We start from the raw sequence: 23,920 nt of genomic DNA, 5'->3' as shown, positions 1-23,920 counted from the left end.
GGCCACGGGGAGAATCACATGCGACGGTACGGCACGGCAGCGCTCACGGCTGCGTTCCTCACTGTGGCGCTGGCGGGCTGCGGCACGCCGGCCGGCACGGACGGTGACCTGTCCGACGACTGGCGACCGATGGCTGCGGCGCAGCAGTTCACCCCGAAGGCCGACGAGTGCCACGTGATCGACGAGGCCACGTCGTACCTGAGCAGCTACTCCCCCGTCAACTGCGTCCAGACCCACAAGGTGGAAACCTTCTACGTCGGCACCTTCACCGGAGCTCTGGCCGCCCGGACCGCGCCGCCCAAGACGGAGTCGGCGTCGATGCGGTCGACCTTTGCCGACTGTGACAGCCGCGCCAAGAAGTTCGTGGGCGGCGAATGGCGCGATGCCCGACTATCGGTGCAGGTCGCGCCGACGTCGCCAGCCGCCTGGGCGGGTGGCGCGCGCTGGTACCGGTGCGACATCTTCGAGTTGGACGAGATCAACGGCCCGAACGGCGAGAGCGATGCGGCGATCCAGCGGTCCGGCTCGCTACGCAACGCCCTGGCCAGCAGTTCCCCGCTGCACTACGGGTGCATGAACGAGGACAAGTGGGGGATGCTGCGTCCGGTCGCGTGCACTGCCGGGCATCAGTTCGAGTACGCCGGCGCCTGGACCGCGCCGGATCGCTCCTGGGCGGACGCGACCCGGGACGAAGCCTCCATCCACTCGGCATGCCGGACGGTCATCGCCCGGTACGCGAAGGTGCCCGTGGACAGCAACCTGCAATACCGCACCGGGACCTCGTACCGCTTCCCGAACCGCCTGCTGTGGGAACGCGGTGATCGTGGCGTGCGCTGCTACTACTGGTCCGGCGGCCCCATGATCAAGCGTTCGATCGCCGGCGGCGGCACGAAGGCGCTGCCGATCCGCTGAGGCGGGTCAGATCGGTCCCAGCAGCGCCGCCAACGTGGCGTCACCCTGCGCGAGTTGCGTTCCACCGGGTGAGGCCACGACCAAAAAGCGCCGGCAGGCGTCGAGCTCGACGTACCACTCGGGCCCACCCCCGTCCAGGGACCGGAGCACCGCGAAGCGGGACGCCGGGGTGGCACAGTCGGCCGCCGGTCGAGTCGTGGCCAGCGCTTGGAGCGCCTTCGCCTGCCGCTGCGGTGGCAGCGGCCCGCCGTACACGAAGTCACCTGCCGGTTTGCCGCCGCCGCGCTCGGACGGGGGCACCTCGTAGACGCAGAGGCGCAGCGGCCCGGCCGTCGGACTCGCGCCGGGCACGACACGTCCGGGACGTCCGAGGTGGGTCTCCACCCACACCATGTCGGACCACCGCTGCTCGCAGCCGGCGGTCTCGGCCGCCGACGATTCGACAAGCCCGACCGTACGGGTGTCGACAGTGGTCAGGCGCAGCCCGTCCAACGCCGCACGCACCTGGGGGCGCGGCTTGCCGCACGAGTCCGTCGGCAGGTACGGCCGCAGCCAGCGGCCCCGGTCGTCGAGCAGCGCCAGCCAGGGTGGGATGAGCAGGTCGAGGGTGCAGGCGACCTCCCCTCGACCCCGGCCCTGGTCGGGCAGGCGCAGCGCGGTCACCAGCGCTCCGATCTCGTCGGCGCGGCGCTCGGTGGCCACCTGTTCCCGGCCGCCACCGGCACGTGGCCGGACCTCGCGACCGCAGAGCACCGCGGCGACCGGAACGAACGCGGCGTCGATCCGCCCGATCTTTGGCTCGGTCCCGGCGGGCGTCGGCGCCGCGGGTCCGCCCGACCCCGGCGGTACAGGCAGCACGACGCCGGCCTGCGGCGCGACCTCGGCGCAGGAGGTCCACTTCCCGACGATCTCGGCCGGGCCGGGATCGTTGGGCGTGTTGACCGGGCCCGCGCAGCCGCTCAGTACCAGGCCGCACAGCCCCACGCCGAGCAGCGCCGCCGCAAGTGTCGTTCCGCCCGAGCGCATCCGGCTCACCACCTCTCGCCAGGAGATGAGACGGCCGGTGCCGCTCCCCGGTTCCGGCCGTCGAGACGACCGGCGCGATGCTCACCCCGACGGGCGAGTCCGACCCCTCCGGGAACGCGTGCCGGTCCTGCCGCGTCGCATGGGAATGGATGCGAAGACCCTCGCCCGGATGGTCGCTCTCACCGTTGCGCCGCTGCTGGCCGCGGCAGGCTGCGCAGGGTTCGCCACGTCAACGAACCCGCCTCCCCCGGTGCCGCGCAGCGCAACGCCAGGGTCCGTGGTCTCGCACCCGCCGCCCAGCGCGACACCAGCCGCCATCCGCCTCGTCGACGAGGACTCGGCCGACCTGCACCTGTGGGTGAGCAATCAGTCGTTCGAGGACGACCGGGTCACCGTCGTGGTCAGCATCGACGGCACCCGGCTCGTCGATCAGCCCTTCGACGTGCAGAGCCAGCACAACTGGATCCTGTTCCCCATCAAGCTCCCGCCGGGCAGCCACGAGGTGACCGCCACCTCGCCGACGGGCGCCGAGACACACCAGCGGCTCACCGTGCCCGAGCAGGGACGCCGGTACGCCGTGCTCAGCTACTGGACCGAGCCGGGCCGAGACAATCGTCAGCTGAGTTGGCTCGTCCAGTCCCACCCGGTCGCCTTCCAGTAGACGTGCCAGCCATGCCCGCCGAGCTGGCCGAGAGTGATGTCGCCGACCCTGGGCGGCGCCGCCGGTCGGACCACCTCGCCCGTCGGCATGATGGCCCGATGGCACATCTGGGACTGGTCGCGGTACTGGTACGCGAGTACGACGAGGCGATCGACTTCTACGTGGGCGGCCTCGGCTTCGATCTGGTGGAGGACACGGCCCGCCCGGACGGCTCGCGCTGGGTGGTGGTGCGGCCCCCGGGGGCTCGGGAGACGGCGCTGCTGCTGGCCCGGCCGAGCAGCGCCGAGCAGCAGGCGCGGGTGGGTGACCAGACCGGCGGCCGGGTCGGCCTGTTCCTGCACACCGAGGACTTCGCCCGGGACCACGCCCGGATGGTCGCGGCCGGGGTGCGGTTCCTGGAGGAGCCCCGGCACGAGGCGTACGGCTCGGTGGCGGTATTCGTCGACCTGTACGGCAATCGGTGGGACCTGATCCAGCCTCGCAGCGCAGAGTGACGACAAGGCGACACCATGCGTACGGTGGGTGAACGCTCACCGTACGCCATGCTATTCTCCGATGTCGATCTCTGCAGCGCGGACCCGGACCGGGTCGTTGTCGGAAGGACAGCTCCCGATGCCGGCGACTGCCGCCCCGACCGTGCCACCGCCCGTCCTGGACAGTCCGGCCGGCGGGGCGTTCAGCCTCATCTTCACCACGCTGCCGGCGCTGCTGCGGCTGACGTGCGGGCTGGTCGGCGCCGCGGTGGCGCTGTCGGTGCGTACCCCGCCGGTCGAACCGGTCCTGCTGTGGCCCGGCGTGGCCGCGCTCACCGGATGGTCGCTCTGGTATGCCGGCCGCGCGCTGCGCCACGGGATCACCCCGGCACTGGTCGCCGGTGACGTCGGGATCACCGCTCTGGCCTGCCTGCTCATCCCTCGCCTGGTGGCGCCCGAGGTGCTGCCCGGCGAGGGCAGTTGGATCGCGGTGCTCGCCAGCACCACGGTGATCAACGCGCAGGCCACCGCCCCGGCCCGCTGGTCGGTCCCGGCCGGGCTGCTGGTCACCGCGACGTACGTGGTCGGCGCGCAGGCGGCCGGCAACCCCGCTGAATCCCGGGCGCACGCCGCCACCCTGCTGGTGCAGACGGCCTGCACCGCGATGATGACGGGGGTGATGCGCCGCCGGATCGGGCGGGCCGACCGGGCATTCGCCGAGCACCAGCGGTTGAGCCGGGAGGCGTTGGTCGCCCGCGCCGCCCGGGAGGCGGAGCGCCAGCAGAATCGGGACCTGCACGACACAGTGCTCGGGACGCTCACCATGGTGGGGCTCGGCGCGGTGGCTGGCCCGTCGGCCGCGTTCCGCGATCGCTGCGCCACTGACCTGCGTACTCTCGTCGCGTTGACCGACCTGGGTCCGGCGCCCGGCGACGGCCCGGTTCCTCTCGACGCTCGGTTGCGGACGGTGCCCGACCGGCTGCCCGAACTGTCGGTGGGCCTGGAGCTGGCCTCCTGCGCGGTGCCCGCCGGGGTGGCCGACGCGATCACCGAGAGCGCCTACGCGGCACTGTCCAACGTGGTCCGGCACGCGCCGGGCGCGCAGGCCACCGTGCGGCTGACCCGCGACGCGGTCGCCGTCGTGGTCGAGGTGGTCGACGACGGCCCCGGGTTCGACCCGGGCACCGTCCCGGCGCACCGGTACGGGCTGCGGGAGTCGATCCGCGGGCGGATGGCTGCGGTCGGCGGGCGGGCCGAGGTGCGCTCCGCGCCCGGTGCGGGCACCCGGATCCGACTGGAGTGGCCCGGTGTCGGCTGACCTCGGCGCCTCGGCGGAGCGCATCCGCACCCGCAAGGTACGCATTCCGGGGCCGCCCGGCCCGGCCGACGGGTCCACGCCGCCCGAGCCCGCGGTGCTCGCCGCGCCGGCCGCGGTGGCGCACGCCTCCGACCGGGGGGCCCGGATCGTCGCCGTCGCCATCGCGCTGGCCTGGCATGTCGCGATCGGACTGCCGGCGGTGCTGGCGATGCGGACGCAGTTCACCGCGCCGACGGTGGTGCTCGGCGGTTGGATCCTGGTCGCCGTGACCGGCGCGGTGGCCGGCGTCCGGCTGCTGCGGGGAGCGCCGCTGCCGCCCTGGCCGCTCGCCGGGCTGCTGCTCGCCGTCGACGCGGCCGTCTTCGCGGCGGTCGGCGAACGGCAGCTCTTCGCCGCCGCGAACTGGGTGTGGGGCACGCTCGGCTGGTTCTTCGTGCTGGCGCTGTGGGGTCGGCGGGTCAGCGGTCTGGTCGCGCTGCTGACCACGCACGCGCTGATCGCGCTCGCCGCCGTCCTCGCGCACGGCCCCGGCGCGGCCGACCTGGCCCGCTACACCATGTACGTCTACGGCACCTTCTCGCTGCCGGTGGCGGTCTTCGTCGGCAGCGCGGTGATCGTCGGCCTGGCCCGGGAGCGGGCCGCCGCGGCTGCCGCGATGCACACGCTCGCCGCCGAGCGGGCGGCCGCCGAGCGGAGCCGGCAGGAACGCCGGGACCGGCTCGCTCTGGTCGGCGCGGCGGCCGGACGGGTGCTCGGCGAGCTGGCCGCCGGCGAGGTCGACCCGGACGACCCGGAGGCGCAGCGCCGCTGCGTGCTGGCCGCGGCTCGGCTGCGTCGCCTGATCGCCGAGTCCGACGACGTGCCCGACCCGTTGCTGCACGAGCTGCGGGCCGCCGCCGACTTGGCCGAACGCAACGGACTGCCGATCGACCTGATCGCCATCGGCACCCCACCGCCGCTGCCGGTGCAGATCCGCCGCCGGCTGGCCGACCCGCTCACCGGCCTGCTCGCCGACGCCCGGGGGTGGGCGCGTCTGACCGTGGTGTCCGGTCCCGACGAGGTGGTGGTCAGTCTGGTCACGCCGGACCGGGAGGGACCGGACGCGACCGGCCCTCCACCCGGGGAGCACGACGACGGGCCGGTGCAGCACCTCTACGAACGGGACGGGGACATCAGATGGGCGCAGACCCGGTGGTTGGGGTGACCGGTGACCGGCTGGTCGGGGTGGCGATCGTCGACGACCACCCGGTGGTCGTCGAGGGGGTGCGCGCCTGGCTCGCCAGCGAGCCACGACTGACCGTGCTGGCCACCGGGGACGACCCGGACGAGGTGCTGCGCGCGGCACCGGACGCCGACGTCGTCCTGCTCGACCTGCGGCTGCACGGCCGGATGGCGCTGGACAAGCTGGCCGAGTTGAGCGCCACCGGGCGGCGGGTGGTGGTCTACTCGGAGCACACCGACCCGGGGACGATGCTCGCCGCGCTGGACGCCGGAGCCGTTGCCTTCCTGGCCAAGCACGAAGGTCGGGAGCACTGCGTGGCGACCGTGTTGGCGGCGGCGAGCGACCGCCCGTACGTGCCACCGGCGCTGGCCGGCGCGATGGTCGGCGATCCGAGGCCGGACCGGCCGATGCTGTCCGACAAGGAGCGTGAGGCGCTGCTGCTGTGGTTCCAGTCGATGTCCAAGGCGTCGGTGGCCCGTCGCATGCGGATCAGCGAGCACACGGTGAAGCAGTATGTGGACCGTGCGCGGATCAAGTACACCCGGGCGGGGCGGCCGGCAGCCACAAAGGCGGCGCTGCTCGCCCGTGCGATCGAGGACGGGCTCGTCCGCCCGGAGGAGATCGGCATCTACCGGTCACAGGCGACGCACGACCGGCCGACCCCCTAACGGGCGTCATGACAGTGGCCGGCGGATCGGCGAGGCTCAACCCACAGCCAGCTGACCGGGAGGTCGTGACGATGCACGCCGACGCGTCCCCCTTTTTCATCGGCCCACACCGGTTCGACGCGCCGGACGACGATGTGGGCCCGACCCTCGACCGGCGTTACGACATGCGCCCGCTGCCCGGCGAGAAGGTGCTCGGCAGACACCGGCTGCTCGTCGCGGGCTACCTGCTCGGGCCGACCGAGACACGACGCGGCTGGCAGCTTCCGGGGCCGGTCTCGGTGACCGTCACCGACCAGCGGATCTGCTGGGTGGGCACCGGCTCGCAGTTGTCCCTGGTCGCCGACGACGCGCCGCGGCCCCGGCCGGCGGGACGGTTGACCGGGCTGATGACCGGCCAGATCCGCTGGCAGTGGCCGTCCCGGCTGGAGCTTCCCCCCACCGATCCGGCACAGCTGATGATCGTCTGTGACGCGTTGCGGACCATTCAGCAGCCGGCGCTGGCCCTCGGCGGGTCACCTGGTGAAATCATCGCCCTGGCCCGGCAGGTGCGCCGGGCGGTGGCCATGTTCCGGCTCACCCGCCCGCAACTCGTGGACCTCTCCGCGCAGGAGCGCGACGTTCTGCTGCTGCGGGCCGGTCCCGCGCTGCCCGCCGGGGAAACCCGGATCACCCTGCCCGGCTCGCTGCCGGTGGAATTCCGCTCCCGCGACGACTACTACCGCTCGGGACCGGAGCCGACCTCCTGGGACGGTTTCGCAGGCGGCGCGGCGTCCGGGCGTTGGTGAGGCCGCGCCCCACGACAGGTCTGATCGTCCTCAGACGCTCGGGGTGCGCTCCTCGCCGACGGCGTCCAGCGCGGCGGCCTCCTCCGGCGTCGGCGCGGTGCCACCGAGGTGCGCCGGAAGCCACCAGGTGTCCTCCGGGCCGGCCGGCGCGTCCGGGTAGTCGCGCTGGGCCCGCTCGACGAGCGCGCTCAACCGGGTGGTCAGCTCGGCGGCCAGCAGGTTCGGGTCCGGGAAGTCCGCCGGCTGGATCGGCTCGCCGATCAGGATGGTGATGGGCGTGTGCCGACGGGTGAGGGTGCGGGGCCGGCCCTTGGTCCAGAGCCGCTGGGTGCCCCACAGCGCGACCGGCAGCACCGGCACCTTCGCCGAACGGGCCATCCGCACGGTGCCGCTCTTGAGTTCCTTGACCGTGAACGACCGGCTGATCGTGGCCTCCGGGAAGACGCCCACCACCTCGCCGCGCTTGAGCGCGGCGACGGCCGAGCGGAACGAGGCGGCGCCGGCCTCCCGGTCCACCGGGATGTGGCGCATGCCGCGCATCAGCGGGCCGGAGATCCGGTGCGTGAAGACCGACTGCTTGGCCATGAACCGCACCAGCCGACCCGACGCGTTGGCACCCAGTCCGGCGAAGATGAAGTCGAGGTAGCTGACGTGGTTGCTGGCCAACACCGCCCCGCCGGTGCGGGGTACGTGGTGGGCGCCCTCGATGGTGATCTTCAGGTCGAGGACCCGGAACATCGTCTTGGCGGCGGCGATAACGGGCGGGTACACGAGCTCCGGCATCCGCAGAATCTACCCTGCCCGGCTGGGGATCGCCTGGGTGGCGGCCCGGCGGCGACGCGGATGGCGCCCCGCCGCCGGTACGCCGGCAATGGCTCAGTCGGCGAGACTGTTCAGATCGAGCCGACCCCGGGCGAAGGCGTCCACCCGGCCCCAGCGGCCCGGGATGTCCAGCACCTCGATCCGGCCCATCCCGACCGGCAACCGCGGTTCCACCGCCAGGTGCCCCTCGTGCGGTTCGAGGCCGAGCATGGTGCGCAGCAACAGCAGGGGTGTGCCCGTCGACCAGGCCTGCGGGCTGCACGCCGTCGGATACTCCACCGGGAACTTCGTCAGCTCCCGCGGGTAGCCGCCGAACGCCTCAGGTAGCCGCCCGTCGAAGTAGGTGGCCGCGTCCAGGATGCCGTTGGCGAGGGTGGCGGCCTCCTCGGCGAAGCCGTACCGGCGCAGGCCCCAGGCGATGAAGGAGTTGTCGAACGGCCAGATCGTGCCGTTGTGGTAGCCGATCGGGTTGTACCGCGTCTCCCCCTCGGCGAGGGTCCGCACCCCCCAGCCGGAGAACAGTCGCGGCCCGACCAGGTGCGCCGCCAGCTTCTCCGCGCGCTCGGGCAGGACGATCCCACTCCAGAGCAGGTGGCCGATGTTGGAGCTGAGAACGTCGCACTGCCGGCCGTCCGGGTCGAGGGCCAGCGCGTAGTACTCGCCGTCGGCAACCCACCAGTCCCGGTTGAACCGCTCCTTCAGCTCCGCCGCCTCCCGCTCCAACTGGTCGGCGAACTCCGGGTCACCCCAGAACTCGCGGGCCATCCGCGCCGCGCGGACCTTCGCGTCGTACGCGTAGCCCTGCACCTCGCAGGTCGCCCGCGGGAAGGGCGGCAGGGTGCCGTCGGAGTAGGAGATCGAGTCCCAGGAGTCCTTCCAGCACTGGTTCTCCAGGCCGGTCTCGGTGTTGCGCCGCTCGTACCAGATGTAGCCGTTGCCGACCAGGTCGGCATAGCTGTCGATCCACTTCAGCGCGGCCCGGGACTCCTGCTCCAACTCCTTGACCAGCGCGACGTCCCCGGTCCACCGCTCGTACTCGTCGAGCAGCACGACGAACAGCGGCGTGGCGTCCACCGACCCGTAGTACGGCGAGTGCGGCTGCTCCTCGAACGCGGCGGTCTCGCCGTAGCGCATCTCATGCAGGATCCGCCCCGGGTCCTCGTCCCGGAAGTCGTCGAACCGGCTGCCCTGCAGCGACGCCAGGATGCGCAGGGTCGTCTTCGACAACTGCGGGGTGAACGGCAGCGTCTGCAGGCAGGTGAGGATGCTGTCCCGGCCGAACATGGTCATGAACCAGGGCAGGCCGGCGGCGGGCAGCGTGGCGCCACCGAGCGAGAGGGGCGAGAAGCGCAGCGCCGCCAGGTCGATCAGGCTGCGCCGGTACGTGCTGGCCACCCGGCCGTGCTCGCTGTTGACCTTCGGCGCGTCCGCGATCCACTGCTCCAGGTCGTGTTGCAGGGCCAGCCGCTCACCGCCGTGCACCCGCAGCCCCATCCGCAGGTCCCGGTCGCCGGGCCCGACCGCGCGCGTCTGCACGTCGATCGCCGCCTCCCACTGCTCGTTCGGCTCCAGGTGCACGGTGTACGCGAAGCCCCGACTGTCGTACCGGGCCGCCATCGACGAGGAGATGATCGTCTCGCGCCGGAAGTTGCCCCGGCGGTAGCCCAGACGCAGTTTGTCGGCCTCGACCTCGGTGTAGATCTCGCCCTTCTTGTTCAGGATCTCGTCCTTGACCTGGAACAGGTCGGCGAAGTCGGACGCCGCGTCCATCCGTATTTCCAGGTCGACAGCCTTCTCGTCGTGGTTCAGGATGGTGAGCTGCTCCCGGAAGCTGCCGCCGACCGCACGCTCCCGGATGATCGACAACTTCGCGTCCACGTAGTGCGTGGCCATTCCCGGCACCAGGAAGAACCGCGACTCGAAGTACTGCAGGTCGTCGTACGACAGCGAGTTGAGTCGTTCACCGTTCACGCTCAGGACCCACGTGGACAGGAACCGGGTGTCGATGGAGAAGAGGCCGGTCGGCTCACTCGGTGTCGCCTCGATGTCACCGGTGTCCTCACAGACGACGAACGTGTTGCCGTCCAGGATCCGGATCGTGTTGCTCTGGCCCATCAGCGCACCTCCCCCGCGAAACGGCGACGCGGCCCACGGGCGTCCGGCGACCCGGGGAAGATCCGCTCCACCAGCACCACCAGCCGAGCGTCGCCGGACACCGTCATGTCCCCGCGCAACAGGGCGGCCAGACCGTGCTCACGGCCGGCCGCGATCTCGTCGAACAGCATTGGGCTGGCGCCGATCACCGTGTCGGCCTCCCGGTCCTCCTGACTGACGTTGAGTCGCCCGTGGTCGATCGCGAGCAGCCAGTGCCGGGTCTGCGCCCCCTCGTGCAGGTCGATCCGCAGTGTCCCGGAGGTCTTCGCCAGCAGAGGCTCGTACCCCCGCCGGTCCAGGTCCTCAAAGAACCTCGTGGTCGCGTCCACCATCGGGTCACTCCTCCCAGTTGGCCGGGCCCGGGATCCCACCCGGCGCGCTCGCGTCGCGCGCACGGCCGGCGTTGCACGTCCCCGCACGGGTCCCCGAGCCGCGCACGCCCAACCTCGCCCACATCGGGTGACCCCACCCCCGCCCCGCTCCGCCCCGCTCCGCCCCGCTCCGCCCCGTTCCGGTGATCAAGAGGTTTGCGTCACCGCTCCCGGCGTGTCGTGACGCGAACCTCTTGATCACCGAGGCAAGGCGAGGTGGGGCGGGGCGCCGAGGGCTGGGGGCAGGGCGGCGCCGGCCCTCCCCCCGAAGGGAGAGGGCCGGCGTGTGGGCTGCGGGTCGTCAGTTGTTCGGATCGTCCGCGCTGATGTCGGCCAGCACCGACTGCGGTTCGCGCTCGACCGCGAGGTCGCCCATCGAGACGAGGCCGACCAGGCGCCCGTCGTCGATCACCGGCAGCCGGCGTACGGCGTACGTGCGCATCAGGTCCGCGGCGGACACCGCGTCGTCGTACTGGCTCACGGTGATCACGTCGCGGCTGGTGATCTCGTTCAGCCGGGTCGAGCCCGGGTCCATGTTCTCCGCGACACCACGGACCGTGATGTCCCGGTCCGTGACGATACCGACGACACTGTCGCCATCGGTCACCACCACGTCACCTATCGCGCTGTCGCGCATCTCCTGCGCGGCGGCGATGAGCGTGTCGTTGCCGTCCATCGTCACCAACCGGGTCGTCATGAACTCTCCGACCGTTGTCATGGTGCTCCCCTCTCGGTGTCGGCACGCCCCGTCTACCCGCCGCCCGGGAGGGGGTAACGCCGACGGCCGCGCCGGCGGCGGTGCGGTGCGGTGCGGGCCGCCATCCGCGTGGGGCGGCGGGAAGAACCCTCGCGACCCGCCCGATCGACAACCGTTGTGACGCCGGGCGAGTTAGTGGCACAGACCCCACCAACTCGCCGAGGGCGGCACCGCCTAGCGTGGTGGGGTGCTGACGGGCGAGCGGGAGCTGAGGGACCTCGTCGGCGGCAACGCCTGGCTGACCCGGGCGCTGACCGTGGTCCGCGACTCCGGCCTGCCGGACGCCTGGATCGGCGCGGGCGCCCTCCGCGACCTGGTGTGGGGCGAGCGGTACGGCGACGGGTTCGACCCGGCGACGGTCCGCGACGTGGACGTGGTCTTCTTCGACCCGACGAGACTGTCCCGCGACGACGACCGCCGGGCCACCGCCCGACTGGCCGCGGCGTGGGCGGTGCCGCCGTGGGAGGCACGGAACCAGGCGGCGGTGCACACCTGGTACGCGTCGAAGTTCGGCGGCGATCCCATCGCCCCGTACCGCAGCGTCGCCGAGGCGGTGGCTACCTGGCCGGAGTACGCGACAGCCGTGGCCGTGCGGCTGCGCCCGAGCGGTGGGCTGGAGGTGTGCGCCCCGTACGGCCTGGCGGATCTGCTGGGCGGAGTGTGGCGGCACAACCCGGCCCGGGTCGGCGTCCCGCTGTCCCGGCAGCGACTGGCTCGCCACCGGCCCGCGCAACGCTGGCCCGGCGTGACAGTGATCGAGCCCGGCTGAGCCGGGCGGGGGCGGTCGTCAGTCGCGAAGCGCGGTCTGCGGCCGCTCAGGCACGGGCGTGGTTCCCGACCCTCTCAGGCGCGGGGCGGGATCCCGTAGACGCGCTCCACGTGCAGGCGCAGCACCAGCCGCCGTTCGGCGACCATCGCGTTGCGGTATTCGGCCCAGTCCGGGTGCTCGCCCCGGAGCACTCGGTAGAGCCCCACCAGCTCCTCGACCGTGGCGTCGTCGACGCCGGCTGCCGGAGCGGTCAGCTCGGCCCGAGCCTCGACCACCGCGTACGCCCAACCGTCCTCGCTGCTGACGTGGAAGCTGGCCCGCGGGTCCCGGCGAAGGTTGGCGGTCTTGGCCCGGCCGTCGGTGACGGACACCCGGATCAGGCCGGCCGCCCGGTCGAACGAGTAGACCACTGTGGACAGCTGGGGTCGCCCGTCGCGTTTGACTGTGGCCAGCACGCCCATCGAGCGGCTGGCGATCAGGTCGGTCAACGCCTGCTGGGTGGGGTCCTCCGGCACGGCTTCCTCCAGGTGGCACGGTTGGCTACGTCCATCCAAACATGACCGGCGTGCTCCCGCCCCCGATGAGCCGCCGCCCGCCACGGACTGCGGGCCCCCCACCGAGACCGGCCGGGAGCCCGCAGTTGTCGCAACTGTCAGCGTCGCTCGGCGGCCACCAGCTCGGCGAGCTGTACGGCGTTGAGGGCGGCGCCCTTGCGCAGGTTGTCGTTGGAGCAGAAGAGCGCCAGCCCGTACTCGACGGTCTCGTCGGCGCGGATGCGGCCCACGTAGGTCGGGTCCTGCCCGGCGGCCTGCAGCGGCGTCGGCACTGCGGTAAGCGCGACCCCGGGCGCGTCGGCGAGCAGCTCGTGGGCCCGCTGCGGGGTGAGCGGGCGGGCGAAGCGGGCGTTGATCTGGAGCGAGTGGCCGGTGAAGACCGGCACCCGGACGCAGGTGCCGGAGACCTTGAGGTCGGGGATCTCCAGGATCTTGCGGCTCTCGTTGCGGAGCTTCTGCTCCTCGTCGGTCTCGAACGAGCCGTCGTCGACGATCGAGCCGGCCAGCGGCAGCACGTTGAAGGCGATCGGCTCGGCGAACGAGCGCGGCGCGGGGAACTCCACCGCCGACCCGTCGAAGGCGAGGCCGGCGGCGTGCTCGGCGACCTTGCGGACCTGCTCGTCCAGCTCGGCGACGCCGGCCAGACCGGCGCCGGAGACCGCCTGGTACGTCGAGACGACCAGCCCGACCAGCCCAGCCTCGGCGTGCAGCGGGCGCAGCACCGGCATCGCGGCCATCGTGGTGCAGTTGGGGTTGGCGATGATGCCCTTCGGGCGATCGGCGGCGGCGTGCGGGTTGACCTCGGCGACCACCAGCGGCACCAGCGGGTCCATCCGGAACGCCGACGAGTTGTCGATCACCACTGCGCCGGCCTCGGCGACCCGGGGCGCCAACTCCCGGGCGGTGCCCTTACCCGCCGAGAAGAGCACGATGTCCAGCCCGGAGTAGTCAGCGGTCGCGGCGTCCTCGACGGTCACCTCGCCGTCGCGCCACGGCAGCGTCCGCCCGGCGGACCGCGCCGAGGCGAACAACCGCACCTGCTCTGCCGGGAACTCCCGCTCCGCCAGCACCTGCCGCATCACGCCACCGACCTGGCCGGTGGCCCCCACAATGCCGATCCTCATGCCCGGAGGCTACCCACCCCACCCCCGAAACCGGGACCCCTTTCCCACCCCCCGGGTCCCACCTCACACCCGACCCCCTCCCCCGTCGATCATGAAGTTGTTGCCGCGACACGCCGTGACGAGTGACAACAACTTCATGATCAACAGCGACTGGGGGTCAGGGGAGGAGGTCTCCCAGGGCGGCGGCTTCCAGGTCGTTGCGGATTACCGCGGCGTCGCCTTCGATGACCAGGGTCAGCGCTTCCGGGTGCAGGTGGGTGGCCGCCGCCGCGGAGACCTGGTCCACGTCGGCGGTGAGCAGTTCCTCGCGCAGCCGGGCGTGGTAGTCGTCCGGCAGGTCGTGCACCACGAGCGTGGTCAGCGCGGACGCGATCGCCCGGGGGCTCTGCAACTCGACCGACAGCTGCCCGGCCCGCCAGGAACGGGCCACCGCCAGCTCGTCCTCGGTCACGCCGCCCGCCTGCGTACGGGTGATCTCGCCCACCGCCTCGACCAGGGCCGGCGCGGTGACGGCGGTCTGCACGCCCGAGCTGACCGCGAACCGCCCGAACCGGCGGGACGAGGCGAATTCGCCCCGGATGCCGTACGTGTAGCCGCGCACCTCACGGATCAGGTGGTTGAGCCGGGAGGTGAACGCCCCACCGAGCACCGTGCCCGCGAGCGTCATCGGCACGTGGTCGGGGTGCGCCCGGTGCGGCGACGGGTGGCCCAGCCGCAGCGTGGACTGCACCGAGCCGGGCCGGTCCACCAGGATGATCCGGCGGTTGGTGTGCAGCGGGACCTCGATCGGGCCGCCCCGCTCGGCCGGACCGCCGCCGGTGCCGGCGAACGCCGCGCCGGCCAACGCGTCCAGGTCGATCCGGTCCAGGTCACCGGCGACGATCAGCGTGCCGGGGCGCAGGAACCACTCGGAGTGAAAGACGGTGATGTCCTCCACGTCCAGGGCGGCCACCGAGTCCGGATCGCCGTACATGGGTCGGCCCCAGCGGGTGTCGGCGCCGAACAGGTCCGCGCGCAGCGCGGCATCGGCGCGCGGGCCGGGGTTGGCCCAGTCCATCCGCAACGCGGTGGCCTCGTCGTCGCGGACGCGCCGGACGTCGGCCGGGTCCAGCCGGGGCGTCCGGACGGCCTCGGCGAGGAGCTGCACCGCGGCGGTCAGCCGGTCCACCGGGACCTGGACGCTGATCTGGAACGAGTCCCAGTCCAGCCCGGTCACCAGCTCGGTGCCCAGCGCCTCGATGGCCAGCGCGTACGCCGTGGCGTCCCGCTGCGCGGTGCCCTCCTCCAGGGCCTTGGCGAGCACGCCGCCCAGCCCTTCCTTGCCGGTCAGTTCCCGGCCGGCGCCGGCGTCGAGCAGCAGCAGCGCGACGGCGAGGTTCTGCCCGGGCAGGTGCGCGGCGACCACCTGGCCGCCACCCGCCGCGCGGCGGACCACCGGCGGGAACCGGTACGGGCGAGCGGCGCCCGGGCCGGGACGGTCGGCGATCAGCGTCATGCGGTCTCCTCGGGCAGGTAGGTCAGGGTCACCCGGTCGGCGGCGCCGAGCACCTCGGCGGCGGTCTCGGCGATCTGCTCGGCGGTCACCGCGAGCCAGGCGGGCAGCCGGTCGGCGGCCCGGGCCGGGTCGCCGAACTGGGTGGTGTACCGGCCGAGCGTGTCCGCGCGGCCGTCCACTGTCGACATCTGCCGCCACCACGCGGTGCTCAGCAACGCCTTCGCCCGGTCCAGCTCGGCGGCGGTCACCGGCACGGTGGCCAGTTCGTCGACGACCTCGGCCAGCCCTTCGGCCAGCCGCTCGCCGCTGATGCCGGGGCGGGCGGTGGCGGTGGCGATCAGCGGCGCCGGGGCGTGCGCGAGGTCCACCCCGTACGCGCCGACCAGGTCGGGTTGCGCGATCCGCTCGCCGTCGGCGAGCCGCTGGTAGAGCCGGCTGCCCCGGCCGCTGCCGAGCACGGTGGCGAGCACGGTGAGCACGTCGTAGCCGGGGCTGCCGAACGGGTGGCCCCGGTGGGCGATGTAGACGCGGGGCGCCGGCACGTCGGCGGTCACGATCTCCACGGCGGGCTCACCGGTCGCCGGGACGCTGCGGCCGTCCGGCGCTGGCGGGATGTCGTCGCGGGCGGGCAACGCCCCGAAGTACTTCTCGGCCAGCGCGAACACCTCGGCTGCCGGGGCGTCGCCGACGACGGTGAGCACCGCGTTGTTCGGCGCGTAGTACGTCTCGTGGAACGCCTGGAAGGTGGCGAGGTCGGCGGCGTTCAGGTCGGCCATCGAGCCGATCGTCGAGTGATGGTACGGGTGCCCCGGCGGGTAGAGCAGCGGAAGCAACCGCAGCCAGGCGTCCCCGTACGGGACGTTCTCGTAGCGCTGCCGCCGCTCGTTCTTCACCACGTCGCGCTGGTTGTCGAGCGTCTCCTGGGTGAGCGCCGGGACCAGCCCACCCATCCGGTCGGCCTCCAGCCAGAGCGCCAGCTCCAGGTGCTCGGCCGGGACCGTCTCGAAGTAGTTCGTCCGGTCCGGGTTGGTGGTGGCGTTGAGCGAGCCGCCGGAGCCCTGGATCAGCTTCATGTGCTCGGTCTTCGCCACGTTCACCGAGCCCTCGAACATCAGGTGCTCGAAGAGGTGTGCGAAACCGGTCTGCCCGGCCGGCTCGTGCCGGGATCCGACGTCGTACCAGAGATTGACGGCCACCGCGGGTGCGGTGCGGTCCTCGCTCACCACCACGCGCAGGCCGTTGTCCAGTCGGGACGTCTCGATGGGCCAGGGGTAACCACTGTCGGGCATGGCACGACGCTATCCGATCTCGTGGGCGGAAAGGTGACGTGCCGCCGGTCGGCGAGCCGGCATCGACGCCGCCGGTCGGGGTACCGCAGAGCAATGACCCCACCGACCCCCGCCCCGCCCGCGCGCCGCACCGTCGGACAGGCGGCCAGGGCCGTCGAACGCGCCACCGCCGCGCTCGGCCGGCTGCGCCACGGCCGGCGGCTGCTGCATCCGGCCGGCCTGTCGTTCGCCGGCGAGGTGACGATCTGGGGTACGCCCGGACCGCCCACCGGGGTCGCCCTGCTGGACGACCCCGGCCGGTACGCGGCCACGGTCCGGTTCTCCAGGGGTACGCCCACGCCGGGCGGTTGGCCGGACGTGCTGGGCCTGGCGGTGCGCGTGCACTCCCGGACCGACCGCCCGTTCGACCTGCTGGTCAGCTCCAGCGGCGCCGCTCCGGTGCTGCGGAACCTGCCGCTGCCCCGCCGCGGCTTCACCGGGACGTACAGCACGATCATGTGTTACCGCGTGGGCCGGCGTCGTCTCTGGCTGGCCGCGTTGGCCGACCCGGACTCGGTGGACCTCGGCCGCACGCTGGCCTCCGTCGCCGCCGCGGCCCGGGCGGACGCGCCGCGCGTGGTGCTCGCGGTCGCGTCCGCCGTCGGGCCGTGGCGGCCGGTCGGCCAGGTCAGCATCGGTGCCCCGCTCGACCCCGGGGAGGACGCCGCGCTCGCGTTCGACCCGGTGGGCAACCTGCCACCCGAACTGCGGGCGGCCGGCCCACTCACCTGGCTGCGCGAGCAGACCTACCGGGGGTCACGCCGGGCCCGCGGCGCGCGGGCTCAGTCCGGCGGTTCGACGGCGACGACCGTCTGATCCGAGGTACGACGTTCCAGCACCGTGTCCGGGGCCGCGTTCTGGTCCTCCTCGCGGATGTCCGACTCGGCGAGGATGGCCTCCGCCTGCGCCTGGGGGTCGTCGCTGCCCACGGCCGCCTCCTCGGGAAGGAGGTGGTGCGCGCGGGACTCCACCCGCTCCTGATCGCTCTGCTCATGATTCATGGCACAGCTGTTACCCCGGGCCCGGCCTCGGCACGCGATGTTCACCCCGCATCTTGGGACGATGCCCCGGGCATCCCCGCCCGGTCGGGTACGCTGGCCCCCGTGACGCGTTCCTATCGATGGTTTAGGCAGCCGGCTCCCACGCCGGTGACTTCACCATGAACTGACGTCACCACGGACCGAGCCGGCTGGGCAGGAGCTGTCGTTCCTGCCCTTTTGCGTACGAGCAGCCGGCTCGTCCCGGGCACCGGCCCCGGGCACGGTCGGCGGAAGGATGCCCACCGTGACGACCCCGGAGACCGATCGGGTCAGCGATCAGCGGATCGACCGTGTCGTGCCGCTGACCACACCCGCCCTCCTGCACCACGAGCTGCCCCTGGACGCCCCGCTCGCCGCCGCCGTGCTGACCGGCCGACGCGCGGTGGGCCGCGTGCTGGACCGCGAGGACGACCGCCTGCTGGTGGTGGTCGGCCCGTGCTCGGTGCACGACCCGGCCGCCGCCCTCGACTACGCCGAGCGTCTGCGCGCCGCCGCCGACCGGGTCTCCGACGACCTGCTGATCGTCATGCGGGTCTACTTCGAGAAGCCGCGCTCCACCGTGGGGTGGAAGGGCCTGATCAACGACCCGGGGCTGGACGGCAGCGGCGACGTCAACACCGGCCTGCGCCGGGCACGGGCGCTGCTGCTCGACGTCCTGCGCCTCGGCCTCCCGGTGGGCTGCGAGTTCCTCGACCCGATCACCCCGCAGTACATCGCGGACACGGTGGCCTGGGGTGCGATCGGCGCCCGCACCGTGGAGAGCCAGGTGCACCGGCAGCTCGCCTCCGGCCTGTCGATGCCGATCGGCATGAAGAACCGCCCCGACGGCAGCATCGGCACCGCCGTGGACGCGATCCGCGCCGCCGGAGTGCCGCACGTCTTCCCGGGCATCGACTTCTCCGGCACGCCGGCGATCATGCACACCCGCGGCAACACCGACGGGCACCTGGTGCTGCGCGGCGGTGGCGGTCGGCCCAACTACGACGCGGAGTCGGTGGCGGGCGCACTCGACCTGCTCCGGGCGGCCGGGTTGCCGGAGCGCCTGGTGATCGACGCCAGCCACGCCAACAGCGGCAAGGACCACCGCAACCAGCCGCTGGTCGCCGCGGACGTGGCGGCGCAGATGGCCGCCGGCCAGCGCGGGATCACCGGTGTGATGCTGGAGTCGTTCCTGCTGCCCGGCCGGCAGGACCTCGACCCGACCCGTGAGCTGGTGTACGGCCGTTCGGTCACCGACGCCTGCCTCGGGTGGGACGACACCGCCGAGGTGCTCGACCACCTGGCCACCGCCGTACGGGCCCGCCGGGCCACGCTGCCGACGCGGGCGTGACTGTGTGACCGTCGGCACTGCGGTGCGCGGAACACGGAACGGCGGGGCCTGGTTAACTGAGGTGTCGGTGTGCTCAGTGTCCCCGGGCCTCACCTAAATAGCCCTCGCGGAATACCGTTCGGCTGGAGCCGCGTCGCGCCACTCGCCGAGAGGCGACCTACACACCGACACCAGCGCCGCCCCCGGCCCACAAGGCTCGGGGGCGGCGCTGTCTGTTGCGGTGCCGCTGCCCGGAGCGCGGGCTGTGCCGCTGCCCGGAACGCGGGCCACCGGCGCGACGTTTGACCGATTCCGCCCCGGGTAGCTGATCGGCGTGACCGACGACGCATCTGTGGCCGACGAGCCGGACACCCGCGCCCTCGACGACCTGCTCGACGACATCTTCCGAGGTCAGGAGCGGGTCACCCAGGCGGACATCTATCGCCGGGCGGTGGCCGCCGATCTTCCCGCGGAGCTGCTCGCGCGCATCGACGCGCTGCCCGAGGGCGAGTACGCGGTGGACGAGGCCAGCGACCTGCTGGGCGGCACCGTCGCCTGAGCCGCGCCAGCGCAACAAGCGAAGCCAGCGACCCGAAGGGACACCACCATGACGCACCACGAGGACCATGACGAGAAGGTCCCGGCGCTGGGTCAGCCGCCGAAGGGCCGGGACACCACGCCCGAGCCGGACTTCGCCAACGAGCACGACCGCACGGCGGTGGACCGGGACATCATCACCGGCGAGGACGAGGACGAACGGGAGCCGGAGTCGCCGCACGGCTGGTCCGGCATGCAGCGCTGACGCGTACGACAGCGGGGGCCGGCGAATCCGCCGGCCCCCGCTGTGCTGCGCTCGTCAGGTCGGTTCAGTCCTCGTCGTCGTGCCCACCCTCGGCGGCCTGCTGCGCCGTGGCGTACGCCATCTGGAGGAAATCCGACGCGGCCACCGCCGTCAGCGCGGTGGCCACCAGACGCGTGAGCCGGGGGGCGAGCACCAGGCCCCCGGTCAGCCCCGTGGCGACCCAGACCGCCAGGCAGAACGGGCAGCTGAGCAGCTCGCCGATGGCGTGCCGGGTGGAGCTGCCCGAGTCGCGGACCTGCTCCATCACCTCACCGCTGCCGATCGGCCGGTCATAGCGGGTGAACGGTGCCCGCAGCGGGCTGGTGACCGCGTCCTTGGACAGCAGCCGGCTGAGCTTGTGCGTGGCGATGGAGAGCAACACGACGTCGGCGGCTGCGGGACGTTCGGGCACCGGGCGGCCGGTCACCTTGACCAGGCCGGCCAGCGCCCCGGTCACCCCGGCGTAGGTGCCCATCGCCACCAGGTAGCCGCCGAGCGGCCGGTGCTCGTGCGGCGCGTACGCCCGGCGCAGCCGCGCCGCCTTCTGTCGCAGGCCAGTGTCGCTCACCGTTCTCCTCACATGTCGTCGTGGTGCGAAAGCGGCCGTCGGTGCCGGTGTCAGCCGGCCTGGAGGTTGTCGGCGACCTCGCGGGCGAGGTTGGTCAGCGCCTCGTCGGCCAACTGGTCCGGGTCGGCGTCCGAGCCGTCGGTCAGGTCGAGCTGGACCCGGGCGCCACCGGAGTCGGCCGGAGCCACCCGGATCTCGGCGGCCCAGTCGGCGTCGCCCCAGCGGGCCCGCATTTCCTCGCCGCTGATCTCGGCGGGTGGGCTCCCGTCGGAGCGCAGTGGCGCCGGCAACCAGGCCGAGGCCCGAGCCGGGTCGGTGGCCGTGTTGAAGACCACCTCGGGTGGCGCGGACACGCCGCGCACGGCTCGCGCCGGCATCAGGCGTCCCGCAGGCGGCTCGGGTCGACCTCCCGGCCCGGGTGACGGGCGAGGTACTCGGTCTCCAGCTCGGCAGTGCGCCGCAGGTGGTTGGCGAGCGCGGAGTCCGCCGCGTGCCGGAGGGTGTCCAGCCGGGTGCGGTGCAGGCTGTGCATCTCGCGGATCAGATCGTCGTCGGTCAGCTCCGTCGGGTCGACGCCGAGCGCGTCGCCGTCGAGATCGGCGCCACCGGAGTCGGCGAGGTGGTCGCCGCCCCACTCGGGCACCCGCTGCTCCGGGCTCATCTCCGTGCTGCCGCTGGACCCAAAGCCGTCCTCGCGTACCGATCCGGTCATCATCGCCCCCCTGGTCTCGTTTGGGCTGGCGTCTAGACGGATGCCCACACCGGGTGACGCCAAACCATCGGACCCGCGTGGCACCTACGACACCGTGTCGGAGACCGCAGTCGTTCCCGGTACCCTCGACGCCATGAGGAGGCTCTGGACCCCGGCGTGGATCGCACGTCACGTGGCCATGGTCATGCTGGTCGTGGGCTTCCTCGGGCTGGGCTGGTGGCAGATCAGCCGGGCCACGGCCGGCAACAACCTCAGCTGGGGGTACGCCGTCGAGTGGCCGATCTTCGCCGGCTTCGTGGTGTACGTCTGGTGGCGGGAGGTGCGGCTGGCCCGCCGCGCCGCGCACGGGGCCGACGAGCCGCCGGCAGACCCCGCCGCCGAGGCGCCGCCGGCGACGACCGTCGGCTCCCGCCCGGCGGTACGCCGACCGGTGCGGGTGGCCAGGGTGCCGGCCGTCTCGACGCCTGGTGACGACGCCGACCTGGCCGCCTACAACGACTACCTGTCATGGTTGAACGCCAATCCGGGCGCCCGGCCCGGTGACTATCCCGGCTGAGCCGGGGCTCGGAAGGACGGACGAAGGTGGGCGCAGCCCTTACCCGGTACCGCGTGATCGCCTGGATCGTGGGCGTGGTGCTGATCCTGCTGGTGGTTGTCGGCATGCCACTGAAGTACGCGTTCGACAACCCGGTGGTGGTGGAGACGGTCGGGCCGGCGCACGGCTTCCTCTACATGATCTACCTGGTGGCCGCGTTCGACCTGAGCCGCCGGGCCGACTGGCCGCTGAAGCGGATGCTCCTGGTGATGCTCGCCGGCACCGTGCCGTTCGTCTCGTTCTACGCCGAGCGTCGCGTCACCGCCTGGCTGGACCGGCCCGCGACCCGTACGCCGGAGCCGGTCGCCAGCTGACCGGCCGGCGGGAGCCGAGCAGGGCCAGGCACACCACCGGCGGGTCTGGTCAGCGGTTCGGCCGCCAGGGGTCGGTTGAGGCGAGCGGGTCCACCCAGCCGCCGTACCGGTTGACCTCCCGGGCGCGCAGCAGAGCCCGGGTGACCTGGCCGAACTGCCTCTCGTCGTCCGCGGTGAACAGCAGCACCTCGGCGCCCCGATGCCATCCCCACAGCTCGTACGGCGGCGGGCGCCAGCGGTCGCCGACCAGGGCGAGTGCCGCCGGCAGCAGGAGCACCGCCCCGAGGATGAGGTACGCCTCGGCGGTCAACCGTTGCAGGCCGCCGCTGAAGCCGAGGAGCAGGCCGACCACGCCGATCATGGATGCGGTGATCACGACGGCCCGGACGGCGATGCGGTCGTGCGGGCCCCGGGTGGTGCGTAGGTGGGTCAGGTCGACGATGCGATAGCTGGTGCGGCCGACGGTGAACCGGTCGACGGTGACGATGATGCCGGGTCGCGCGTACAGCAGCGTGGACCTGGCTCCGGGCACCGTTCGTTGCGGTCGCGTCTTTGCGCCTTCACGATTCACGGTTCCTCCCGTGGGGCGGTCTGCCGGGTTCGGTCCGTGGCCGGGCATCGCTGCCCGGGGACGGGATTCCCGGCTGCGGCTCCATTGTGTTGGGGCACCGCCACTCCACCTGGGCATTTACGATTCCGACCTGCTCACCCGACCGGGGGACATCGTCGCGAAACAGCATCCATTTCAGCTTTTATCGGATATTGGCGGAGGTCATCCGACGGCATACGCCCGGAACGACGAAAGTCAGATATCGGTCAGTGAATGCGAAAAGGGACTCGCGACGATCCCCCCGTTCCGCGTCAGCAGCCCCGCTGGTGTCACCGACAGCAGCGGCACTTCCCGCCACTTCGCCAACATTCGCCCCTGCTTCAACTGCGCGGCACAACCGTCCCGGGTTAGGTTGGGCGAGCCGGTCCGGCCCAGTGCCGTCCACCCGGGTGGCCCCGGCCGGTGTCGCCGAGGGCGTCAGCAGCCCCGTCGGCGACCGTGGGAGAGGGGCCCTTCGCTCTTGTCATCCCTGAGAACCCTGCTGCGTACCGCGGTGCTGGCCGGCATGTCGGCCGCACTGATCGCCCCGACGGCGGTGGCCCACGCCGAGCCGTCCCCCGCCGACCTGACCCACCGGATCGAGACCTCCTCGGCCGAGTTGGAACGGATCGTGGAGTCCTACAACAAGCTCACCGAGGACATCAAGGTCAACAAGACCGCGGTGGCCCGATTACAGGCCCGCATCGGCCCTCTGGAACAGCAGGCCGAGCAGAGCCGCGCCGACGTCGCGGCACTCGCCAACACCGCGTACAAGAGCGGTGGCCTGAGTACGGCGGACGCGCTGCTGCGTCCCGGCGGCTCCGTCGCTCTGCTCGACCGGCTCGGCACCCTCGATCAGCTGACCCGCCAGCGCCAGGAGCGCATCTCCGGCTTCACCGCGAACCAGCGGCGGCTGCTCGACGAGAAGACACGCCTGGACGCCACGCTGGCCCGGCAGGCCGCCCAGGCCCGCGAGCTGGCGGCGGGCAAGAAGCGCATCGAGAGTGACCTGGCCGACCTGTACGAGCTGCGCCGGCAGGCGTACGGGGCCGCCACCGAGCGACCCGCGCCCAAGGCGGCGGAGGCCGAGGCCAGGAACGTGCCGGCAGTGGCCGGCGACGCCGGCGCGGCGGTGCGCTACGCCTTCGGGGCGATCGGCAAGCCATACGTCTGGGCCGGCGACGGGCCGAACGGCTACGACTGTTCCGGGCTGACCCTCGCGGCCTGGCGGGCGGCCGGCAGGTCGCTGCCGCACAGCGCCCGGCTGCAGTGGGGAGCGGTCGCCCACATCGGTCGGGGTGACCTGCGGCCGGGAGACCTGATCTTCTACAGCGGGCTCGGGCACGTCGCTCTGTACGTGGGCGACGGTCAGGTCATCGACGCGCCGAGCGCCGGTCGCAACGTGCTCAAACGCGGCATGAACATGATGTCCATCCACGGCTACGGCCGGGTCCGCTAGCCCGACCCAGTGACGGCGAACGGCCGGCGTCCCCCTATCGGACGCCGGCCGTTC

Annotated in this window: 29 protein-coding genes; 15 read left to right on the top strand and 14 right to left on the bottom strand. The window is 72.7% G+C overall.

Annotated elements, in window-relative coordinates; translation table 11 throughout:
- Positions 1–18: 18 nt before the first annotated feature.
- The gene (locus B0E54_RS05320; protein WP_234582119.1) at positions 19–912 is read left to right on the top strand and encodes a septum formation family protein; all 894 of its coding nucleotides are present in this window, start codon (positions 19–21) and stop codon (positions 910–912) included.
- Between the two features lie 6 nt (positions 913–918).
- Here B0E54_RS05320 and B0E54_RS05315 read toward each other — a convergent pair whose 3' ends face one another.
- Entirely contained in the window at positions 919–1,938 is a 1,020-nt protein-coding gene (locus B0E54_RS05315; protein ID WP_234582118.1) for a hypothetical protein, read from the bottom strand.
- Between the two features lie 277 nt (positions 1,939–2,215).
- Here B0E54_RS05315 and B0E54_RS05310 point away from each other — a divergent pair, with 277 nt between their 5' ends.
- From B0E54_RS05310 to B0E54_RS05285, 6 genes are all read left to right on the top strand, one after another.
- Entirely contained in the window at positions 2,216–2,599 is a 384-nt protein-coding gene (locus B0E54_RS05310) for a hypothetical protein (protein ID WP_234582117.1), read from the top strand.
- Positions 2,600–2,697: 98 nt separating this feature from the next.
- Entirely contained in the window at positions 2,698–3,093 is a 396-nt protein-coding gene (locus B0E54_RS05305; protein ID WP_234582116.1) for a VOC family protein, read from the top strand.
- Positions 3,094–3,211: 118 nt separating this feature from the next.
- Positions 3,212–4,390 (top strand): sensor histidine kinase, encoded by a 1,179-nt coding sequence (locus tag B0E54_RS05300; protein WP_234582115.1) that lies wholly within the window; start codon positions 3,212–3,214, stop codon positions 4,388–4,390.
- 43 nt (positions 4,391–4,433) lie between these two features.
- Complete coding sequence (locus tag B0E54_RS05295) at positions 4,434–5,594, top strand: hypothetical protein (protein ID WP_234582168.1); 1,161 nt, start codon at positions 4,434–4,436, stop codon at positions 5,592–5,594.
- Positions 5,567–6,280: a response regulator transcription factor gene (locus B0E54_RS05290; protein ID WP_234582114.1), complete on the top strand. Its 714-nt coding sequence runs from the start codon at positions 5,567–5,569 to the stop codon at positions 6,278–6,280. Before B0E54_RS05295 ends, B0E54_RS05290 begins: the two co-directional genes overlap by 28 nt.
- A 71-nt stretch (positions 6,281–6,351) precedes the next feature.
- Positions 6,352–7,065: a hypothetical protein gene (locus tag B0E54_RS05285; RefSeq protein WP_234582113.1), complete on the top strand. Its 714-nt coding sequence runs from the start codon at positions 6,352–6,354 to the stop codon at positions 7,063–7,065.
- 30 nt (positions 7,066–7,095) lie between these two features.
- On the opposite strand, the gene B0E54_RS05280 is transcribed toward B0E54_RS05285, so the two are convergent.
- The 4 genes from B0E54_RS05280 to B0E54_RS05265 all read right to left on the bottom strand — a co-directional run bounded on the left by B0E54_RS05280 (position 7,096) and on the right by B0E54_RS05265 (position 11,130).
- Positions 7,096–7,848 (bottom strand): 1-acyl-sn-glycerol-3-phosphate acyltransferase, encoded by a 753-nt coding sequence (locus B0E54_RS05280; protein WP_234582112.1) that lies wholly within the window; start codon positions 7,846–7,848, stop codon positions 7,096–7,098.
- Positions 7,849–7,941: 93 nt separating this feature from the next.
- Positions 7,942–10,002, bottom strand: a complete 2,061-nt coding sequence (locus B0E54_RS05275) for a glycogen debranching N-terminal domain-containing protein (RefSeq protein WP_234582111.1) — start codon at positions 10,000–10,002, stop codon at positions 7,942–7,944.
- Complete coding sequence (locus B0E54_RS05270) at positions 10,002–10,373, bottom strand: SCP2 sterol-binding domain-containing protein (protein ID WP_234582110.1); 372 nt, start codon at positions 10,371–10,373, stop codon at positions 10,002–10,004. The genes B0E54_RS05275 and B0E54_RS05270 overlap by 1 nt, the downstream gene beginning before the upstream one ends.
- A 340-nt stretch (positions 10,374–10,713) precedes the next feature.
- Positions 10,714–11,130, bottom strand: a complete 417-nt coding sequence (locus B0E54_RS05265) for a CBS domain-containing protein (protein WP_234582109.1) — start codon at positions 11,128–11,130, stop codon at positions 10,714–10,716.
- 226 nt (positions 11,131–11,356) lie between these two features.
- Here B0E54_RS05265 and B0E54_RS05260 point away from each other — a divergent pair, with 226 nt between their 5' ends.
- Positions 11,357–11,938: a nucleotidyltransferase family protein gene (locus B0E54_RS05260; RefSeq protein WP_234582108.1), complete on the top strand. Its 582-nt coding sequence runs from the start codon at positions 11,357–11,359 to the stop codon at positions 11,936–11,938.
- A 74-nt stretch (positions 11,939–12,012) separates the two neighbouring features.
- Here B0E54_RS05260 and B0E54_RS05255 read toward each other — a convergent pair whose 3' ends face one another.
- From B0E54_RS05255 to B0E54_RS05240, 4 genes are all read right to left on the bottom strand, one after another.
- Positions 12,013–12,453 carry a PPOX class F420-dependent oxidoreductase gene (locus tag B0E54_RS05255; protein WP_308195337.1) on the bottom strand — a complete coding sequence of 147 codons (441 nt, stop codon included), beginning with the start codon at positions 12,451–12,453 and terminating at the stop codon, positions 12,013–12,015.
- Between the two features lie 137 nt (positions 12,454–12,590).
- Positions 12,591–13,616, bottom strand: coding sequence for an aspartate-semialdehyde dehydrogenase (locus tag B0E54_RS05250; RefSeq protein ID WP_234582107.1), 1,026 nt, complete (start codon positions 13,614–13,616; stop codon positions 12,591–12,593).
- A gap of 157 nt (positions 13,617–13,773) precedes the next feature.
- Positions 13,774–15,111: a pitrilysin family protein gene (locus tag B0E54_RS05245; RefSeq protein WP_234582106.1), complete on the bottom strand. Its 1,338-nt coding sequence runs from the start codon at positions 15,109–15,111 to the stop codon at positions 13,774–13,776.
- On the bottom strand, positions 15,108–16,400 hold the full coding sequence (locus B0E54_RS05240; protein ID WP_234582105.1) for a pitrilysin family protein: 1,293 nt from the start codon (positions 16,398–16,400) through the stop codon (positions 15,108–15,110). The genes B0E54_RS05245 and B0E54_RS05240 overlap by 4 nt, the downstream gene beginning before the upstream one ends.
- A gap of 93 nt (positions 16,401–16,493) precedes the next feature.
- Between B0E54_RS05240 and B0E54_RS05235 the strand changes: the two genes are divergently transcribed.
- The gene (locus B0E54_RS05235) at positions 16,494–17,255 is read left to right on the top strand and encodes a phosphodiesterase (RefSeq protein WP_234582104.1); all 762 of its coding nucleotides are present in this window, start codon (positions 16,494–16,496) and stop codon (positions 17,253–17,255) included.
- Here B0E54_RS05235 and B0E54_RS05230 read toward each other — a convergent pair.
- Positions 17,222–17,440, bottom strand: a complete 219-nt coding sequence (locus B0E54_RS05230) for a hypothetical protein (RefSeq protein WP_234582103.1) — start codon at positions 17,438–17,440, stop codon at positions 17,222–17,224. The genes B0E54_RS05235 and B0E54_RS05230 overlap by 34 nt on opposite strands.
- Positions 17,441–17,714: 274 nt before the next feature.
- Between B0E54_RS05230 and B0E54_RS05225 the strand changes: the two genes are divergently transcribed.
- From B0E54_RS05225 to B0E54_RS05215, 3 genes are all read left to right on the top strand, one after another.
- Positions 17,715–18,809, top strand: a complete 1,095-nt coding sequence (locus B0E54_RS05225) for a 3-deoxy-7-phosphoheptulonate synthase (protein WP_234582102.1) — start codon at positions 17,715–17,717, stop codon at positions 18,807–18,809.
- 304 nt (positions 18,810–19,113) lie between these two features.
- The gene (locus tag B0E54_RS05220) at positions 19,114–19,347 is read left to right on the top strand and encodes a hypothetical protein (protein WP_255786514.1); all 234 of its coding nucleotides are present in this window, start codon (positions 19,114–19,116) and stop codon (positions 19,345–19,347) included.
- Positions 19,348–19,395: 48 nt separating this feature from the next.
- Positions 19,396–19,590: a hypothetical protein gene (locus tag B0E54_RS05215; RefSeq protein ID WP_007464327.1), complete on the top strand. Its 195-nt coding sequence runs from the start codon at positions 19,396–19,398 to the stop codon at positions 19,588–19,590.
- A gap of 64 nt (positions 19,591–19,654) precedes the next feature.
- Here the strand turns inward: B0E54_RS05215 and B0E54_RS05210 are convergent, their stop codons facing one another.
- Genes B0E54_RS05210 through B0E54_RS05200 form a run of 3 tightly spaced genes read right to left on the bottom strand, consistent with a single transcriptional unit; the run spans position 19,655 to position 20,912 of the window.
- Complete coding sequence (locus B0E54_RS05210) at positions 19,655–20,197, bottom strand: DUF1360 domain-containing protein (protein WP_234582100.1); 543 nt, start codon at positions 20,195–20,197, stop codon at positions 19,655–19,657.
- Positions 20,198–20,247: 50 nt separating this feature from the next.
- On the bottom strand, positions 20,248–20,574 hold the full coding sequence (locus B0E54_RS05205; RefSeq protein WP_234582099.1) for a hypothetical protein: 327 nt from the start codon (positions 20,572–20,574) through the stop codon (positions 20,248–20,250).
- Positions 20,574–20,912, bottom strand: a complete 339-nt coding sequence (locus B0E54_RS05200; RefSeq protein ID WP_234582098.1) for a DUF6158 family protein — start codon at positions 20,910–20,912, stop codon at positions 20,574–20,576. Before B0E54_RS05200 ends, B0E54_RS05205 begins: the two co-directional genes overlap by 1 nt.
- A gap of 130 nt (positions 20,913–21,042) precedes the next feature.
- On the opposite strand from B0E54_RS05200, the gene B0E54_RS05195 reads away from it, so the two are divergent.
- Both B0E54_RS05195 and B0E54_RS05190 read left to right on the top strand, forming a co-directional pair.
- Entirely contained in the window at positions 21,043–21,465 is a 423-nt protein-coding gene (locus B0E54_RS05195; RefSeq protein WP_234582097.1) for a hypothetical protein, read from the top strand.
- Between the two features lie 26 nt (positions 21,466–21,491).
- Positions 21,492–21,818 carry a DUF3817 domain-containing protein gene (locus B0E54_RS05190; RefSeq protein ID WP_234582096.1) on the top strand — a complete coding sequence of 109 codons (327 nt, stop codon included), beginning with the start codon at positions 21,492–21,494 and terminating at the stop codon, positions 21,816–21,818.
- 49 nt (positions 21,819–21,867) lie between these two features.
- Here the strand turns inward: B0E54_RS05190 and B0E54_RS05185 are convergent, their stop codons facing one another.
- Complete coding sequence (locus B0E54_RS05185) at positions 21,868–22,350, bottom strand: DUF6232 family protein (RefSeq protein WP_234582095.1); 483 nt, start codon at positions 22,348–22,350, stop codon at positions 21,868–21,870.
- 538 nt (positions 22,351–22,888) lie between these two features.
- Between B0E54_RS05185 and B0E54_RS05180 the strand changes: the two genes are divergently transcribed.
- The gene (locus tag B0E54_RS05180; protein WP_374109244.1) at positions 22,889–23,866 is read left to right on the top strand and encodes an NlpC/P60 family protein; all 978 of its coding nucleotides are present in this window, start codon (positions 22,889–22,891) and stop codon (positions 23,864–23,866) included.
- Positions 23,867–23,920 lie beyond the last annotated feature (54 nt).

It is taken from the genome of Micromonospora sp. MH99 (assembly GCF_021442385.1).
Lineage (GTDB): Bacteria > Actinomycetota > Actinomycetes > Mycobacteriales > Micromonosporaceae > Micromonospora.
The sequence above is the reverse complement of the archived record's forward strand: the minus strand, read 5'-3'. Positions and strand labels throughout refer to the sequence as shown.

What these genes read in the sequence shown, in the direction of transcription:
- B0E54_RS05300 (WP_234582115.1), top strand. Translation starts at nt 3,212, where the DNA reads ATGCCGGCGACTGCCGCCCCGACCGTGCCACCGCCCGTCCTGGACAGT.
- B0E54_RS05225 (WP_234582102.1), top strand. Translation starts at nt 17,715, where the DNA reads ATGCCCACCGTGACGACCCCGGAGACCGATCGGGTCAGCGATCAGCGG.
- B0E54_RS05320 (WP_234582119.1), top strand. Translation starts at nt 19, where the DNA reads ATGCGACGGTACGGCACGGCAGCGCTCACGGCTGCGTTCCTCACTGTG.
- B0E54_RS05315 (WP_234582118.1), bottom strand. Translation starts at nt 1,938, where the DNA reads ATGCGCTCGGGCGGAACGACACTTGCGGCGGCGCTGCTCGGCGTGGGG.
- B0E54_RS05280 (WP_234582112.1), bottom strand. Translation starts at nt 7,848, where the DNA reads ATGCCGGAGCTCGTGTACCCGCCCGTTATCGCCGCCGCCAAGACGATG.
- B0E54_RS05265 (WP_234582109.1), bottom strand. Translation starts at nt 11,130, where the DNA reads ATGACAACGGTCGGAGAGTTCATGACGACCCGGTTGGTGACGATGGAC.
- B0E54_RS05195 (WP_234582097.1), top strand. Translation starts at nt 21,043, where the DNA reads ATGAGGAGGCTCTGGACCCCGGCGTGGATCGCACGTCACGTGGCCATG.
- B0E54_RS05205 (WP_234582099.1), bottom strand. Translation starts at nt 20,574, where the DNA reads ATGCCGGCGCGAGCCGTGCGCGGCGTGTCCGCGCCACCCGAGGTGGTC.
- B0E54_RS05215 (WP_007464327.1), top strand. Translation starts at nt 19,396, where the DNA reads ATGACGCACCACGAGGACCATGACGAGAAGGTCCCGGCGCTGGGTCAG.
- B0E54_RS05250 (WP_234582107.1), bottom strand. Translation starts at nt 13,616, where the DNA reads ATGAGGATCGGCATTGTGGGGGCCACCGGCCAGGTCGGTGGCGTGATG.
- B0E54_RS05305 (WP_234582116.1), top strand. Translation starts at nt 2,698, where the DNA reads ATGGCACATCTGGGACTGGTCGCGGTACTGGTACGCGAGTACGACGAG.
- B0E54_RS05240 (WP_234582105.1), bottom strand. Translation starts at nt 16,400, where the DNA reads ATGCCCGACAGTGGTTACCCCTGGCCCATCGAGACGTCCCGACTGGAC.
- B0E54_RS05230 (WP_234582103.1), bottom strand. Translation starts at nt 17,440, where the DNA reads ATGAATCATGAGCAGAGCGATCAGGAGCGGGTGGAGTCCCGCGCGCAC.
- B0E54_RS05235 (WP_234582104.1), top strand. Translation starts at nt 16,494, where the DNA reads ATGACCCCACCGACCCCCGCCCCGCCCGCGCGCCGCACCGTCGGACAG.
- B0E54_RS05290 (WP_234582114.1), top strand. Translation starts at nt 5,567, where the DNA reads ATGGGCGCAGACCCGGTGGTTGGGGTGACCGGTGACCGGCTGGTCGGG.
- B0E54_RS05200 (WP_234582098.1), bottom strand. Translation starts at nt 20,912, where the DNA reads ATGATGACCGGATCGGTACGCGAGGACGGCTTTGGGTCCAGCGGCAGC.
- B0E54_RS05245 (WP_234582106.1), bottom strand. Translation starts at nt 15,111, where the DNA reads ATGACGCTGATCGCCGACCGTCCCGGCCCGGGCGCCGCTCGCCCGTAC.
- B0E54_RS05285 (WP_234582113.1), top strand. Translation starts at nt 6,352, where the DNA reads ATGCACGCCGACGCGTCCCCCTTTTTCATCGGCCCACACCGGTTCGAC.
- B0E54_RS05275 (WP_234582111.1), bottom strand. Translation starts at nt 10,002, where the DNA reads ATGGGCCAGAGCAACACGATCCGGATCCTGGACGGCAACACGTTCGTC.
- B0E54_RS05270 (WP_234582110.1), bottom strand. Translation starts at nt 10,373, where the DNA reads ATGGTGGACGCGACCACGAGGTTCTTTGAGGACCTGGACCGGCGGGGG.